We start from the raw sequence: 13,244 nt of genomic DNA, 5'->3' as shown, positions 1-13,244 counted from the left end.
AGCACGGTTGCCCCGGACTACCCATCTGACGAAACCCACCAAGGAGCCCCGCCATGGAAGTCCTCTACCGCGCCCACGCCACCGCCTCGGGCGGCGGCCGTGACGAAGGCCGTTCCGCCACCGACGACGGCAAGATCGACGTCCGCCTGTCCGTCCCGACCGAAATGGGCGGCAAGGGCGGCGACGGGACCAATCCCGAGCAGTTGTTCGCCACCGGCTACGCGGCCTGCTACCTCGGCGCCCTGCGACTGGTCAGCGGCAAGGCCGGAACGCCGGTCGGCCCGGACACGAAGGTCGCCGCCGGCATCGGCTTCGGCAAGAACACCAAGGGCGAGGGCTTCAACCTCGACGTCGAACTGACCGTCAGCGACCACGGCCTCGACCAGGCCGTCATCGACGACCTGATCCAGAAGGCCCACCAGGTCTGCCCCTACTCCAACGCCACCCGCGGCAACGTGGATGTGAAGCTGACCGCGGCCTAATCCAGCGTGGTCCGGTAGCGCATCATCGCCAGCGCCCCGACCACCACCACGAACAGTCCCAGGGCGAACAGGCTCGGCCCGGCGTTCTCCAGCCCGACGCCCTTCAGCAGCGATCCCCGCACCACCCGCAGGAAGTGGGTGACGGGGATCGCCGTGCCGATCGCCTGGGCCCACTCCGGCATGCCGCGGAACGGGAACATGAACCCCGACAGCAGGATCGACGGCAGCATGTAGAAGAAGCTCATCTGCATGGCCTGCAACTGGGTCTTGGCCACCGTCGAGATCAGGAAGCCCAGCGACAGGGAGCCGACGATGAACAGCATCAGCCCCGCCCCCAGCGCGATCCAGCCGCCGCTCATCGGCACATCGAACAGCAGGCGCGCCATGACCAGGATGACCGTCGCCTGGATGATCCCGACCAGCACATAGGGCGTCAGCTTGCCGACCATGACCTCCAGCGGCCGTACGGGCGTCGACAGCAGGCTCTCCATCGTGCCCCGCTCACGCTCCCGCGCCATGCCCAGCGAGGTCATCATCACCAGCGTCATCGACAGGATCACGCCCAGCAGTCCCGGCACGATGTTGTAGGCGGTGATCGCCTCCGGATTGTAGCGCCGGTGCACGACCACCTCGAACGGCGGCCGGCCCGGCGCCCGCGCCGCCAGCGGCCCGGTCAGCTCGCGGGTCAGCGCCTGCGACGGGAGGCTGGCCAGCGCCGCCACCGCGCCCGAGGTGGCCGAGGGATCGGTGGCGTCCGCCTCGACCAGAATCTGCGCCGCGTCGCCGCGCACCACCCGTGTGGTGAAGTCGGCCGGAATGATCACCGCGAACTGGACCTCGCCCCGCTCCAACGCCCGGTCCAGCTCACCCTGGCTGCGCGCCTGCAGGGTGATGTCGAAATAGCCGCTGTTGTTCATCGCCGTCAGGATCGAGCGCGAAAAGCCGCCGTTGTCCTGCACCAGCACCGCGGTCGGCAGGCTGCGCGGATCGTCGTTGATGGCGTAGCCGAACAGCAGCAGCTGGATGATCGGCAGCAGCAGGATCATCGCATAGGTCAGCCGGTCGCGCGTCAGTTGCGTGAACTCCTTGGCCATCACGGCCCAGGTGCGGGTCAGGGACAGCATCTACGCCGCCCTCGCCTTCGCGGCCTCGATGTCGTGGATCAACTGGATGAACACGTCCTCCAGCGTCGGCCGCGTCTCGGTCCATTTCAGCGGGGCCTTGCGATATGGCGTGATGGCCGCCTCCAGCGCCGGGCGGTCGCGGCCGGAGACGTGCAGCACCGTCCCGAACGGCGCCGCCATCTCCACCCCGGCCCGCCCGCGCAGCTCGCGCGCCAGCCGATCCGCCCCCGGACCCTCGGCGATGAAGGTCACCAGCCCCGAGGCGGCGATCACCTCGTCGGCCGTGCCGCGCGCCAGCGTCCGGCCGCCGGCGATGTAGGCGATCTCGTGACAACGCTCGGCCTCGTCCATGTAGTGGGTCGAGACCAGCACGGTCATGCCCTCGGCGGCGAGGGCGTGGATCTCGTCCCAGAAGGTCCGCCGGGCCTCGGGGTCCACCCCCGCCGTCGGCTCGTCCAGCAGCAGCAGGTCCGGCCCGTGCAGGGTCGCCGCCGCCAGCGCCAGCCGCTGTTTCCAGCCGCCGGACAGATGCCCCGCCAGCTGCGCCCGCCGCTCGGTCAGCCCCAGCCGGTCCAGCGCCGCCTGCACCCGCTCCTTCCGCCGGTCCAGCTCGTGCACCCGCGCCGTGAAGGTCAGGTTCTGCTCGATCGACAGATCCTCGTAGAGCGAGAATTTCTGCGTCATGTAGCCGACCCGCTGCTTGATCAGCCGCGACTGCTTCATCACGTCATAGCCCAGCACCGTGCCCTCGCCGCTGTCGGGCCGCAGCAGGCCGCACAGCATCCGCAGCGTCGTTGTCTTGCCCGCCCCGTTGGGCCCGAGAAAACCGCAGATGCGGCCCCGGTTCACGGTGATGCCAAAGTCCTTCACCGCGTGCAGCGACCCGAACGACTTGTTCAGCCCCCGAACGTCGATGACCTTTTCGGGTGCGCCGCGATCGGAAGGTTCCGCCTTCTCGACCTGACGCGGCGCGGACGGTGTCATTCCCCCGCCTCCAGCGGCGTCACATCCACCGGCAGGCCGGGGTTGAGCGTCGCCGCCCCCTCCGGCCGCGCCTCGACCCGATAGACCAGCCGGTCGCGGCTGCCCTTGCTGTACAGGATCGGCGGCGTGAACTCCGGCCGCGGACTGACCCAGCTGATCCGCGCCCTTCCCGCCTGCGCGCAGCCGTCGCATGAGAACCGCACCGTCCGCCCCGGCCGGTACCGCGCCATCTCGGCCTCGGGCACGAAGAACACCAGCTTGACCTCGCTGTCCGGCAGCAGGGCCAGCACCGGCGTATTCGCCGCCGCCCATTCGCCGGGCCGGTAGAAGATCTCCTCGACCCGGGCGGCGGCCGGGGCGATCGGCGACAACTGGCCCAGCCGCGCCTGCGCCTCGGTCAGCCCCCCCGCCGCCTGCCGCGCCTGCTGCTCCGCCTGCGCCACGGCGTCCTGCCGGGCGCCCAGGGTCGCCACCTCGCGCCGCCGCCGCACCGCCGCCGTCCGGGCCCGGGCGGCGTCCCGCGCCGCCCGCACCTGATCCAGCCGCGCCGGCGCATAGATGCCGCGCCGCACCAGCGGCTCGATGCGTCCATACTCCGCCTCCGCCTCGCGCTGCGTCGCCTCCGCCGCCGCCAGTTCGGCGTCGAACACCGACAGCTCCTCGGCCCTCTGTCCCTTGCGCAGGTCGTCGGCCCGCGCCTCGGCCGCGCCCACCGCCGCCGCCGCGCTCTCGGCCTGGGCCTGCTGCACCTGCGGATCGATCAGGAAGGTGCGGCCGCCCGCCGCCACCCGCTGGCCCTCGCGCACATACAGCGCCGCCACCGACCCCGAGACCGGCGCCGCCAGATAGACCCGCTCGCCCTCCACATAGCCGGTCAGGGTCCGCGCCTCGCCGCCGCGCAGGAACAGCTGCCAGACCAGCAGGGCGAGGATCGCGATCGCCCCGATCGCCAGCACCGGCCGCAAACTCAAGTTCGGGCGCTTCATGGCCTCATCCCCCTCAGGACCGTGTCCAGATGCTGCTCGGCCAGGGCGACCACGTCCAGCCGCTGCGCCCCGATCGGCTCGAACGTCTCGCGCCACACCATCGACAACACCATCGGCCCCATCAGCCCCATGGCGAACAGGCGCGGATCGCCCGGCCGGATTTCGCCGCGGCCTTGCGCCGCCGCGATCAGCCCGCTCATCAGCTGCAGGCCGGGCTCGACCACCGTCTCGTGCCAGATGGTCGCCAGTTCGGGATGGTTTCGGCTTTCGGCGATGACCAGCTTGACCACGCCGGTGATGCGACGGTCCGTGACCACGGTGCGGGCCAGCATGCCCACCCCCAGCCGCGCCGCCTGCTCAAACGGCACATCAGCCGAGGCCAGCGCCTTCACATGCTCGAGGTTCGGCGAGATCGCGTCCGTCACCACCGCCCGGAACAGGTCGGCCTTGGTCTCAAAATACAGATACAGCGCGCCCTTCGACACGCCCGCCCGCTTCGCCACCTCTTCCAGCCGCGCGGCCTGGAAGCCGCGCTCGGCGAACACCTCCAGCGCCGCGGCGAGGATCTCGGCCGGACGGTCGGCGGGACGGCGGCGAAATTTCGGCTGGCCGGCGGGCAACATCGCGCGTCTCTGATAACTGACCGGTCAGTTATTATGCCTGTCGAGCGTCACTGTAAAGCGCCGTTCCGCCACCCGCGCCCAAGCGCCCGCTGGACCCCGCCGCGCTGGAATTCTAAGGAAGCGCATGACCTCCCCGCTCGACGCCTCCCCCGATCCCCTGCTGACGCTGGAACCGCACCGCCACGCCAGCGTCCGCGAGGTGTTCGGGATCGACTCGGACATGACCGTGCCGCTGTTCACCGAGCGCGACAGCCACGTGCCCGACATCGACGACGCCTACCGCTTCGACCCGCAGACCACCCTCGCCATCTGCGCCGGCTTCAGCTTCGACCGCCGGGTCATGGTCCAAGGCTATCACGGCACCGGCAAGTCGACCCACATCGAGCAGGTCGCCGCCCGCCTCAACTGGCCCATGGTGCGGGTCAACCTCGACGCCCACGTCAGCCGCATCGATCTGGTCGGCAAGGACGCCATCGTCCTCAAGGACGGCAAACAGGTCACCGAGTTTCGCGAGGGCATGCTGCCCTGGGCCATCCAGCGGCCCATCGCCCTCGTCTTCGACGAATACGACGCCGGCCGCCCGGACGTGATGTTCGTCATCCAGCGCGTGCTCGAGGCCCAGGGCCGCCTGACCCTGCTCGACCAGAACCGCGTCATCCGCCCGAACAAGTTCTTCCGCCTGTTCGCCACCACCAACACCATCGGCCTCGGCGACACCTCGGGCCTGTACCACGGCACCCAGCAGATCAATCAGGGCCAGATGGACCGCTGGAACATCGTCACCACGCTCAACTACCTCGACCATGACGTCGAGGCCGAGATCGTCGCCGCCAAGGTGCCGGAGTGGTCGGACGCCGAGGGCAAACGCCGCATCGCCGCCATGGTCCGCGTCGCCGACATGACCCGCAACGCCTTCATGAACGGCGACATCTCGACGGTGATGAGCCCGCGCACGGTGATCACCTGGGCCCAGAACGCGATCATCTTCGCGGGGGACGTGGGGCTGGCGTTCCGACTGACCTTCCTCAACAAGTGCGACGAGCTGGAGCGCCCGACCATCGCGGAGTTCTACCAGCGCGCATTCGGTGAGGATCTGCCGGAGGCGGCGACGCGGGTGAAGGTGGGCTAGGCCTTCTGGTCCGCTCATCCCGGCGAATGCCGGGACCCGAATCATAAAGCGCAGGCCGGGCGGGTTCGAGGGGCGCAATCCGACCTGGCGGGACATGCTCGACGACTACATCACCGCCTGACCTTTTCCGTTCAACCGCTCTACCCCGCCCCATTCCGCCACGCCCCCTCGGCCATCGCCCGCACCACGTCCCGCACCCCCTCCGGCCAGCCCTCCACCGCCGCGTCGAACGCCGTCCAGTCGCCGGCGAACAGCATCCGCGTCGCCTCCTCGTAGTTCGGCCGGTCCCCCGCCATCGCGGTCATGAACCGGTAGGCCGCCTCCCTGGCCCGCCGGGCTCGCTCCGGCCCCTCGCCCGCCCTCATCTGGGCCTCGACCAGCTTGCGCAGCGCCACCGAGGCTCCGCCCGGCTGGGCCGACAGCCAGTCCCAGTGGCGCGGCAGAAGGGTCACCTCCTTCGCCGTGACGCCCAGCTTCGGCCGCCCCGGGCCGCGCTTCTCCGGCTGCGCCGAGGCCGGGCCCAGGCGCGCCCTCGCCGCCACCAGGTCGCCGCGCAGGTCGAGGTCGACCACCCGGCCGTCGATCAGGTCGAACACCAGCGGCCCCTCCCCCGCGGCGGCGGCGGCGTGGATGACGGCCAAAGCCTCGCCGACGGGACCGCGGGCGATCAGGCGCTGGTCTGTGAAGGCGACGACGGGCCGGTCGGCGGGAACGGACATGGAAAATCTCCTCGGCGGTCGCCCGTGCGGCCGGCTTTGACTTAGGGCGCGTCCATCCTCGCGCGCAGAGGAGCGGCCGAGGGGACGCGGTGAAACAGGTGGACCGATAGACGGTGTATTCGCCGGTCCACCGTCGGTTTCGAAGGATTTACCCGGGTGAAACCGGCGGGTCAATATCACCCGGGTATAATTATCCGCGCCTGCCGGTCGCAGGCCCGGAACTCCCGCCCCGGCCATGCGCTAAACCGGCAACCCTCCCCCACCCGCATCGAAGGAGTTTCCCATGACCGACCAACGCATCGAAGGCGCCGCCACCGAAACGGAAGGCCAGATCCAGAACGGGCTCGGCCGCATGACCGGCGACCGAAAAATGCAGCTCGAAGGCAAGGTGAACGAGGTGAAGGGCAAGGCGCTCGACGCCTACGGCCGGGTCATCGACGGCCTCGACGGCCTGGTGGAGAAGGCCCCCGCCCAGTATCAGGGCCGGGCCCGTCAGGGCCTCGACTTCGCCCGCCGCAAGCCGCTGCTGACCACCGGCATCGTCGCCGGCCTGGCCGTGCTGCTCGGCGGTCTTGGCGGCCGCCGCCGCCACCGCTAGGCGCGTCGACAGGCCCAAACGGCAAAAGGCCCCGGCGTCGCCGCCGGGGCCTCTTCATGCGTCCGGAAGGCGGCGGATCAGCCCGCCGCTTCGTCCGCCGTCTCCTTCACCGGCGCCCCCGAGGGGCCCTTGATGTCGAAGACGATCTTGCCGTCCTTCAGCTCGACCTTCACATGCCCGCCGCGGGTCAGGCGGCCGAACAGGATGTCGTCGGCCAGCGGCTTCTTGATGTGTTCCTGGATGACGCGGGCCAGCGGCCGCGCGCCATACAGTTCGTCGAAGCCGTTCTTGGCCAGCCAGTCGTTGGCCTCGTCGGTCAGCTCGATGGTGATGTTGCGGTCCGCCAGCTGGGCTTCCAGCTGCAGGATGAACTTGGTCACCACCGACCGGATCGTCTCGGCGTCCAGCGCCTTGAACGCCACGATGGCGTCCAGACGGTTGCGGAACTCCGGCGCGAACAGCCGCTGGATGGCCTTCTCGTCCTCGCCCTCGACCTTGCCGCGGCCGAAGCCGATAGCCGCCCGGGCGTTGTCGGCCGCCCCGGCGTTGGTGGTCATGATCAGCACCACGTTGCGGAAGTCGACCTTCTTGCCGATGGCGTCGGTCAGCTGGCCGTTGTCCATCACCTGCAGCAGGATGTTGTAGACGTCCGGGTGGGCCTTCTCGATCTCGTCCAGCAGGACCACGGCGTGCGGATGCTGGTCGACGGCGTCGGTCAGCAAGCCGCCCTGGTCGTGGCCGACATAGCCCGGAGGCGCGCCGATCAGCCGGCTGACGGTGTGCCGCTCCATGTATTCCGACATGTCGAAGCGCAGCATCTCGATGCCCAGCGTCGAGGCCAGCTGCTTGGCCACCTCGGTCTTGCCGACGCCGGTCGGGCCCGAGAACAGGAAGGCGCCGATCGGCTTCTGCGGATCGCGCAGGCCGGCCCGGGCCAGCTTCATGGCCGCGGCGACCTGCTCGATCGCGCCGGACTGGCCGAACACGACGCGGTTCAGGTCCCGCTCCAGCTCGCGCAGCCCCTCGGTGTCGGACTTGGAGACCGACTTCGGCGGGATGCGGGCCATGCGGGCGATGACGGCCTCGACCTCCTTCTGCCCGATGACCTTCTTGCGCTTCGATTCAGGCAGCAGCATCTGCGACGCCCCCGCCTCGTCGATCACGTCGATGGCCTTGTCCGGCAGTTTGCGGTCGGTCATGTAGCGCGCCGACAGCTCGACCGCCGTGCGGATGGCGGCGTCGGTGTAGCGCAGCTTGTGGTGGCCTTCGTAGGAGGTCTTCAGCCCCTTCAGGATCTTGATCGTGTCGTCGACCGTGGGTTCGTTGACGTCGATCTTCTGGAAGCGGCGGGCCAGCGCCCGGTCCTTCTCGAAATGCTGGCGGTACTCCTTGTAGGTCGTCGACCCCATGCAGCGCAGCGTGCCCGAGGCCAGCGCCGGCTTCAGCAGGTTTGACGCATCCATGGCCCCGCCCGAGGTCGCCCCCGCGCCGATCACCGTGTGGATCTCGTCGATGAACAGGATGGCGTTGTCGTGCGTCTCCAGCTCCTTGACGACCTGCTTGAGGCGCTCCTCGAAGTCGCCGCGATAGCGGGTGCCGGCCAGCAGCGCGCCCATGTCGAGGCTGTAGATGGTCGCGCCTTCCAGCACGTCCGGCACCTCGTGGTTGACGATCTTGCGGGCCAGCCCCTCGGCGATGGCGGTCTTGCCGACGCCCGGGTCGCCGACCAGCAGCGGGTTGTTCTTGGTCCGCCGGCACAGGATCTGGATCGAGCGGTCGACCTCGGCCTGGCGGCCGATCAGTGGATCGATCTTGCCGTTGCGGGCCTTTTCGTTGAGGTCGACGCAATAGGCCTCCAGCGCCTCGCCGCCGGTCTTGGCGGCGGCCGCGTCCTCGGCGTCCTCGGGGCTGGCGCCGGACCGGGCCGGGCGGGTCTCGCCGACGCCCGCCTTCTTGGCGATGCCGTGGGCGATGTAGTTGACCGCGTCGTAGCGGGTCATGTCCTGCTCCTGCAGGAAATAGGCGGCGTGGCTCTCGCGCTCCGAGAAGATGGCGACCAGCACGTTTGCGCCGGTGACCTCTTCGCGGCCCGAGCTCTGGACGTGAATCACCGCCCGCTGGATGACGCGCTGGAAGCCCGCCGTCGGCTTGGCGTCCTCGCCGTCCGAGGTGGCCAGCGCGGCCAGGTCGGTGTCGACATACAGCGTCAGCGCCGTCTTCAGGCTGGGCAGGTCGACGTTACAGGCGGTCATCACATTGGCCGCGTCCGGATCGTCGACCAGGGCGAGCAACAGGTGTTCGAGGGTGGCGTACTCGTGCCGGCGCTCGTTCGCATAGGCGACGGCGCGGTGCAGGGTCTCTTCGAGAGGACGCGAAAATGAGGGCATTTGGAAGGTTCCTCTCAGTCCTTTTCCATCGTGCATTGCAGCGGATGCTGGTGACGGCGCGCCGTCTCGACCACCTGGGCGACCTTGGTTTCGGCCACTTCGTAGGTGAAGACGCCGCAGACCCCGACGCCATGCTGGTGCACGTGCAGCATGATGCGGGTCGCGTCCTCGCGGCTCTTCTGGAAGAACCGCTCCAGCACGTAGACGACGAATTCCATCGGCGTGTAGTCGTCGTTCAGGATCAGCACCCGGTACAGCGAGGGCTTCTGAAGCTTCGGCTTTGTTTCGGTGACGGTGGCGGCCCCGAGGCCCCCTTCCTGATCACCGGCCTTACGTGACGGCGGCATTCGTTGTCCGTGTTTGGGGAGTCGATGGACAGATAGGAGATGATGGCCTGATTTGAAGCGGCGTCCAGTCACACGTTGCGTGAGAAACGGCGGGGCCGGGGCCCGGGCTCGGGGCCGGAATCGAAAAGGGCCCCCGGATCGCTCCGGAGGCCCCCTCGAACGCTACTGTCGTTCAGGCTTAGCGGGCGGCCTGGAACTTCTCGACCGAGGCGGTGACGCGCTCGTTGATCGGCTTGAAGCTGTCCTTGACCGAGGCGGTGAACACGTCGGTCATGCGGGTGACTTCGGCCAGGTAGGTTTCGGCGGCCGACTTGGCCCAGTTGGTCTGCAGCTCGAGGGCTTCCTGGACCGAACGGGCGGCAGCCAGCGACTGGGCGGCGGCGACGCCGTCTTCCCAGGACTTCTTGCCGTAGGCCACGGTCTGGGCCGAGATGGCCTCGACGCCCTTCTGGGCGGCGGTGGCCGAGGCGACGACGGCCTCGAGGTTCTTCTTGCCCTCGGCGTTCAGCTCGGTCAGGCCGGCGACCGATTTGTCGGCGGCTTCACGGAACGCCTGCGCGCCGGCGGCCTGCATCTTTTCAGCCTGGGCCTGGGCCTTCTCGGCCGAAGCCTTGACCTGGGCGGTGGCGGTTTCGACGGTCTTCTTCACGGTTTCGGCGCTGTCGGCCATGGTATTTCTCCTGAACCTGTCGCGGCCTGGCCGCTGATGATCTTTTCCGCGGCAGCTTATCCGCCGCGACAGTCGGCTATATGGTGCAAGTGCGAAGAGACGTCAAGGGGATTTTGTGCACCGCACCATGAGACACCTGACAGGAGAGACCGCTTCACAAATCCGTTGACGGCTTGTTTACCCTCACGAAACCCCCGTGACGCATGTTAGCCTTTCGTCAGCGTCGCGTGGTGGGGCCGCCGTCGCGCTTTATGTATGAGGCCTGCGTTTGCCGATCTTTTCTCTGATCCGCCGCGGATTGCTGTCGCTGATGTTGGTCGCCGCCCTGGTGGTGGTCCCGACAACTTCGCCCGCAGCCGCCCAGGAAAACACCCGCTACGCCGCCATCGTGGTCGACGCCGAGAGCGGCGAGGTGCTGTTCGCGCGCCACGCCGACAGCCGGCGATATCCAGCCTCGATCACCAAGATCATGACGCTGTACCTGGCCTTCGAGGCCCTCACCGAGGGTCGGGTCAAGCTCGACGACGTCATCACCGTCTCGCCGCGCGCCGCCAGCCAGCCGCCGTCGAAGCTGGGCCTCGCCGCCGGCCAGACCATCACCCTCGACAACGCCATGCGCGCCACCGCCGTGCGCAGCGCCAATGACATGGCCATGGCCATCGCCGAACACGTCGGCGGCTCGCAGGATCGTTTCGCCGCCCAGATGACGCTGAAGGCCCGCGAACTGGGCATGACCAACACGCGCTATGTCAATCCGAACGGCCTGCCCGACGCCCGCCAGGTGACCACGGCCCGGGATCTCGCCATTCTGGCGCGGGCGGTGATGCGCGACTACCCGCAGTACTACCGCTATTTCGGCCTGCACGACTGGGCCTACAACGGCCGCGACTACCGCAACACCAACGGCCTGCTGCGCAGCGGCGACGGCTACGACGGCATGAAGACCGGCTACACCAACGCCTCGGGCTACAACCTCGCGGCCTCGGCCGTGCGGGACGGACGGCGGCTGATCACCATCGTGCTCGGCGGCCGCACCACGGCCAGCCGCAACGCCCATGTCGCCGCCCTGATGGACACCGGCTTCGAGGTGGAGCGCCTGCGCCGGAGCGGCCAGCCGATCCAGGTCGCCCAGGCCTTCTTCGAACAGCGCGGCTTCGGCATCGGTCCCGACAACTCGGGCCCGGTCCAGTACGCCTCCGTCGCGGATGACGAGGAGGAGCAGGAGACCGGTCTCGGCTCGACCGCCGTCAGCTACGTCGCCCTGCCCGCCCCGCCGCCACAGCCCACGGAGATCGTCCCGGCGCCATCGGAAGTCCGCACCGTCGCCTCGCTTCTGCGCGCCTCGGGTCCGGCCGACATGACCGCCGCGCTCAACGGCGCCCCGGCCGCCAGCCCCTCTCCTCCGGCGCCGCGCTCGCCGGCGCGGGAGACCGTGCGCGAAGCCGCCGGCCGCTGGGCCGTCCAGGTCGGCGCCTTCCGCGACGAGGCCATCGCCCGCGACTGGCTGACCGAGGTCAACCGCCGCTTCCGCAGCCAGTTCACCGCCGCCGAACGCACCGTCCAGAACGCCGAGGGCTGGTACCGCTCGCGCTTCACCGGCATGAGCGAACAGGCCGCCCAGGCCGCCTGCGCGACCCTGGCCGAACGCCGCGTCACCTGCATGGTGGTCCGGCCGCAGTAGGTGGGCGGCTTCCGCCTTGCCGGGCGGCCGCTTTTCCCCTATACGCGCCGCCTTTCCAGGGCTTCGGTCCTGACGCGGAGTTCCAAAGGGTTCGGGAAGTCATCCCGGCCGCCGCTTCAGGATCCATCGTGGGAGAGGACTTTACCCGGTCCCCTCGCGCCGACGCCCTACAAGGGAGACCACCGCATGGCTCTTTACGAGCACACGGTCATGTCGCGCCAGGATATCAGCGCGCAACAGGCCGAAGCGCTGAACGACACCATCAAGGGCTTGATCGAAACGGGCGGCGGTTCCGTCGCCAAGATCGAGTACTGGGGTCTGCGCAACCTGACCTACCGGGTCAAGAAGAACCGCAAGGCGCACTATTCGCTGCTCGCCGTCGACTGCCCGCCCGCCGCCATGGCCGAAGTGGAACGTCAGCTGTCGATCAACGAGGACGTGCTGCGCTGGCTGACCGTCCGCGTCGAGGAACTCGACCTGGAGCTGTCGCCGCTGCTGGCCCGCCGCGAACGCGAGCGTGAGCGCGAGCGTGAGCGCACGCCGCGTGAAGACGCCGCCGCCGAAGCCGTAGAATAGGAACCCGGAACATGACCGACACCACCGCTCCCTCGCCGGGCGCGCCGGCCGGCTCCGGCCCGGCCCGCCGTCCCTTCTATCGTCGCCGCAAGGTGTGCCCGTTCTCCGGCGCCAACGCCCCGAAGATCGACTACAAGGACGTGAAACTGCTGCAGCGCTACATCAGCGAACGCGGCAAGATCGTCCCGTCGCGCATCACGGCCGTCTCCCAGAAGAAGCAGCGTGAACTGGCCAAGGCCATCAAGCGCGCCCGCTATCTGGCCCTCCTGCCCTACGTGGTGAAGTAAGATGAAGGTCGTTCTGCTTGAACGCGTCGAGAACCTCGGCGCCATCGGCGACGTCGTGTCCGTCAAGGACGGCTTCGCCCGTAACTTCCTTCTGCCGCGCGACAAGGCCCGTCGGGCCACGTCGGCGAACCTGAAGGCCTTCGAACTCGACCGCGCCGCCATCGAGGCCCGCAACGAGAAGAACAAGTCCGAAGCGCAGAAGGTCGCCGACAAGATCGACGGCCAGACCTACGTCATGATCCGGCAAGCCGGTGAAACGGGTCAGCTGTACGGTTCGGTCGCCGGCCGCGACGTCGCCGAGGCCGTCCAGGCCGAAGGCGGCAAGGTCGAGCGCTCGCAGGTCGTGCTCAACACCGCGATCAAGACCTTGGGCGTCCACGAGGTGCAGGTCCGCCTGCACGCCGAGGTCTCGGCCACGGTCAAGATCAACATCGCCCGTTCGGCCGACGAAGCCGAGCGCCAGGCCAAGGGCGAGGACGTGATCAAGTCCGCCTACGACCAGGACCGCGCCGAGGCCCTTGAACAGGCCAAGGACATGGTCGCCGGCGGCGCCGGCCAGCAGGAAGGCCTCGGCTCCGAAGCCTGAGTCCAGCCTGACCGCTGAAACGATTGAAGGGCGCGTCCGCCGGGCGCGCCCTTTTTCGTGGCCCC

Annotated in this window: 15 protein-coding genes; 7 read left to right on the top strand and 8 right to left on the bottom strand. The window is 68.9% G+C overall.

Annotated elements, in window-relative coordinates; genetic code table 11:
- Positions 1–53: 53 nt before the first annotated feature.
- Complete coding sequence (locus ACSQ1L_RS00700) at positions 54–482, top strand: organic hydroperoxide resistance protein (protein ID WP_435990964.1); 429 nt, start codon at positions 54–56, stop codon at positions 480–482.
- Here ACSQ1L_RS00700 and ACSQ1L_RS00695 read toward each other — a convergent pair.
- From ACSQ1L_RS00695 to ACSQ1L_RS00680, 4 genes are read right to left on the bottom strand one after another with little or no spacing between them, the layout of a single operon-like run.
- A complete protein-coding gene (locus ACSQ1L_RS00695) occupies positions 479–1,606 on the bottom strand; it encodes an ABC transporter permease (RefSeq protein WP_435990962.1) in 1,128 nt (375 codons plus the stop codon). The two genes, ACSQ1L_RS00700 and ACSQ1L_RS00695, sit on opposite strands and share 4 nt — an antisense overlap.
- Entirely contained in the window at positions 1,607–2,590 is a 984-nt protein-coding gene (locus tag ACSQ1L_RS00690; protein WP_435990960.1) for an ABC transporter ATP-binding protein, read from the bottom strand.
- Positions 2,587–3,576: an HlyD family secretion protein gene (locus tag ACSQ1L_RS00685; RefSeq protein WP_435990958.1), complete on the bottom strand. Its 990-nt coding sequence runs from the start codon at positions 3,574–3,576 to the stop codon at positions 2,587–2,589. Before ACSQ1L_RS00685 ends, ACSQ1L_RS00690 begins: the two co-directional genes overlap by 4 nt.
- Positions 3,573–4,199 carry a TetR family transcriptional regulator gene (locus ACSQ1L_RS00680; RefSeq protein WP_435990956.1) on the bottom strand — a complete coding sequence of 209 codons (627 nt, stop codon included), beginning with the start codon at positions 4,197–4,199 and terminating at the stop codon, positions 3,573–3,575. The genes ACSQ1L_RS00685 and ACSQ1L_RS00680 overlap by 4 nt, the downstream gene beginning before the upstream one ends.
- A gap of 124 nt (positions 4,200–4,323) precedes the next feature.
- Here ACSQ1L_RS00680 and cobS point away from each other — a divergent pair, with 124 nt between their 5' ends.
- The gene (cobS, locus tag ACSQ1L_RS00675) at positions 4,324–5,328 is read left to right on the top strand and encodes a cobaltochelatase subunit CobS (RefSeq protein ID WP_435990954.1); all 1,005 of its coding nucleotides are present in this window, start codon (positions 4,324–4,326) and stop codon (positions 5,326–5,328) included.
- Between the two features lie 140 nt (positions 5,329–5,468).
- Here cobS and ACSQ1L_RS00670 read toward each other — a convergent pair whose 3' ends face one another.
- Positions 5,469–6,047, bottom strand: coding sequence for a DUF2239 family protein (locus ACSQ1L_RS00670; RefSeq protein ID WP_435990952.1), 579 nt, complete (start codon positions 6,045–6,047; stop codon positions 5,469–5,471).
- A 283-nt stretch (positions 6,048–6,330) separates the two neighbouring features.
- Here ACSQ1L_RS00670 and ACSQ1L_RS00665 point away from each other — a divergent pair, with 283 nt between their 5' ends.
- The gene (locus tag ACSQ1L_RS00665; protein ID WP_435990950.1) at positions 6,331–6,645 is read left to right on the top strand and encodes a CsbD family protein; all 315 of its coding nucleotides are present in this window, start codon (positions 6,331–6,333) and stop codon (positions 6,643–6,645) included.
- Between the two features lie 77 nt (positions 6,646–6,722).
- On the opposite strand, the gene clpA is transcribed toward ACSQ1L_RS00665, so the two are convergent.
- From clpA to ACSQ1L_RS00650, 3 genes are all read right to left on the bottom strand, one after another.
- A complete protein-coding gene (gene clpA, locus ACSQ1L_RS00660; protein ID WP_435990948.1) occupies positions 6,723–9,032 on the bottom strand; it encodes an ATP-dependent Clp protease ATP-binding subunit ClpA in 2,310 nt (769 codons plus the stop codon).
- 14 nt (positions 9,033–9,046) lie between these two features.
- Entirely contained in the window at positions 9,047–9,379 is a 333-nt protein-coding gene (clpS, locus tag ACSQ1L_RS00655) for an ATP-dependent Clp protease adapter ClpS (protein ID WP_324797296.1), read from the bottom strand.
- A 178-nt stretch (positions 9,380–9,557) separates the two neighbouring features.
- Complete coding sequence (locus ACSQ1L_RS00650; RefSeq protein ID WP_435990946.1) at positions 9,558–10,049, bottom strand: phasin family protein; 492 nt, start codon at positions 10,047–10,049, stop codon at positions 9,558–9,560.
- A 310-nt stretch (positions 10,050–10,359) separates the two neighbouring features.
- Between ACSQ1L_RS00650 and ACSQ1L_RS00645 the strand changes: the two genes are divergently transcribed.
- The 4 genes from ACSQ1L_RS00645 (at position 10,360) to rplI (ending at position 13,179) form a co-directional block, all read left to right on the top strand.
- Positions 10,360–11,730, top strand: coding sequence for a D-alanyl-D-alanine carboxypeptidase (locus tag ACSQ1L_RS00645; protein ID WP_435990944.1), 1,371 nt, complete (start codon positions 10,360–10,362; stop codon positions 11,728–11,730).
- Positions 11,731–11,916: 186 nt separating this feature from the next.
- A complete protein-coding gene (gene rpsF / locus ACSQ1L_RS00640) occupies positions 11,917–12,306 on the top strand; it encodes a 30S ribosomal protein S6 (protein WP_435990942.1) in 390 nt (129 codons plus the stop codon).
- An 11-nt stretch (positions 12,307–12,317) separates the two neighbouring features.
- Positions 12,318–12,593 carry a 30S ribosomal protein S18 gene (gene rpsR, locus ACSQ1L_RS00635; RefSeq protein WP_168048961.1) on the top strand — a complete coding sequence of 92 codons (276 nt, stop codon included), beginning with the start codon at positions 12,318–12,320 and terminating at the stop codon, positions 12,591–12,593.
- Between the two features lies 1 nt (position 12,594).
- Positions 12,595–13,179 carry a 50S ribosomal protein L9 gene (rplI, locus tag ACSQ1L_RS00630; RefSeq protein ID WP_435990940.1) on the top strand — a complete coding sequence of 195 codons (585 nt, stop codon included), beginning with the start codon at positions 12,595–12,597 and terminating at the stop codon, positions 13,177–13,179.
- Positions 13,180–13,244: the final 65 nt, after the last annotated feature.

Source organism: Brevundimonas sp. LjRoot202, from assembly GCF_964253355.1.
Taxonomy (GTDB): domain Bacteria; phylum Pseudomonadota; class Alphaproteobacteria; order Caulobacterales; family Caulobacteraceae; genus Brevundimonas.
This window is presented reverse-complemented; position numbering and strand designations above follow the sequence as displayed.

Excerpts from the sequence above, each read along its gene's own strand:
- rpsF (WP_435990942.1), top strand. The coding sequence starts at position 11,917 with ATGGCTCTTTACGAGCACACGGTCATGTCGCGCCAGGATATCAGCGCG.
- ACSQ1L_RS00685 (WP_435990958.1), bottom strand. The coding sequence starts at position 3,576 with ATGAAGCGCCCGAACTTGAGTTTGCGGCCGGTGCTGGCGATCGGGGCG.
- ACSQ1L_RS00680 (WP_435990956.1), bottom strand. The coding sequence starts at position 4,199 with ATGTTGCCCGCCGGCCAGCCGAAATTTCGCCGCCGTCCCGCCGACCGT.
- ACSQ1L_RS00650 (WP_435990946.1), bottom strand. The coding sequence starts at position 10,049 with ATGGCCGACAGCGCCGAAACCGTGAAGAAGACCGTCGAAACCGCCACC.
- ACSQ1L_RS00670 (WP_435990952.1), bottom strand. The coding sequence starts at position 6,047 with ATGTCCGTTCCCGCCGACCGGCCCGTCGTCGCCTTCACAGACCAGCGC.
- rpsR (WP_168048961.1), top strand. The coding sequence starts at position 12,318 with ATGACCGACACCACCGCTCCCTCGCCGGGCGCGCCGGCCGGCTCCGGC.
- ACSQ1L_RS00645 (WP_435990944.1), top strand. The coding sequence starts at position 10,360 with ATGTTGGTCGCCGCCCTGGTGGTGGTCCCGACAACTTCGCCCGCAGCC.
- ACSQ1L_RS00665 (WP_435990950.1), top strand. The coding sequence starts at position 6,331 with ATGACCGACCAACGCATCGAAGGCGCCGCCACCGAAACGGAAGGCCAG.
- ACSQ1L_RS00700 (WP_435990964.1), top strand. The coding sequence starts at position 54 with ATGGAAGTCCTCTACCGCGCCCACGCCACCGCCTCGGGCGGCGGCCGT.
- rplI (WP_435990940.1), top strand. The coding sequence starts at position 12,595 with ATGAAGGTCGTTCTGCTTGAACGCGTCGAGAACCTCGGCGCCATCGGC.
- clpA (WP_435990948.1), bottom strand. The coding sequence starts at position 9,032 with ATGCCCTCATTTTCGCGTCCTCTCGAAGAGACCCTGCACCGCGCCGTC.
- ACSQ1L_RS00695 (WP_435990962.1), bottom strand. The coding sequence starts at position 1,606 with ATGCTGTCCCTGACCCGCACCTGGGCCGTGATGGCCAAGGAGTTCACG.
- ACSQ1L_RS00690 (WP_435990960.1), bottom strand. The coding sequence starts at position 2,590 with ATGACACCGTCCGCGCCGCGTCAGGTCGAGAAGGCGGAACCTTCCGAT.
- cobS (WP_435990954.1), top strand. The coding sequence starts at position 4,324 with ATGACCTCCCCGCTCGACGCCTCCCCCGATCCCCTGCTGACGCTGGAA.
- clpS (WP_324797296.1), bottom strand. The coding sequence starts at position 9,379 with ATGCCGCCGTCACGTAAGGCCGGTGATCAGGAAGGGGGCCTCGGGGCC.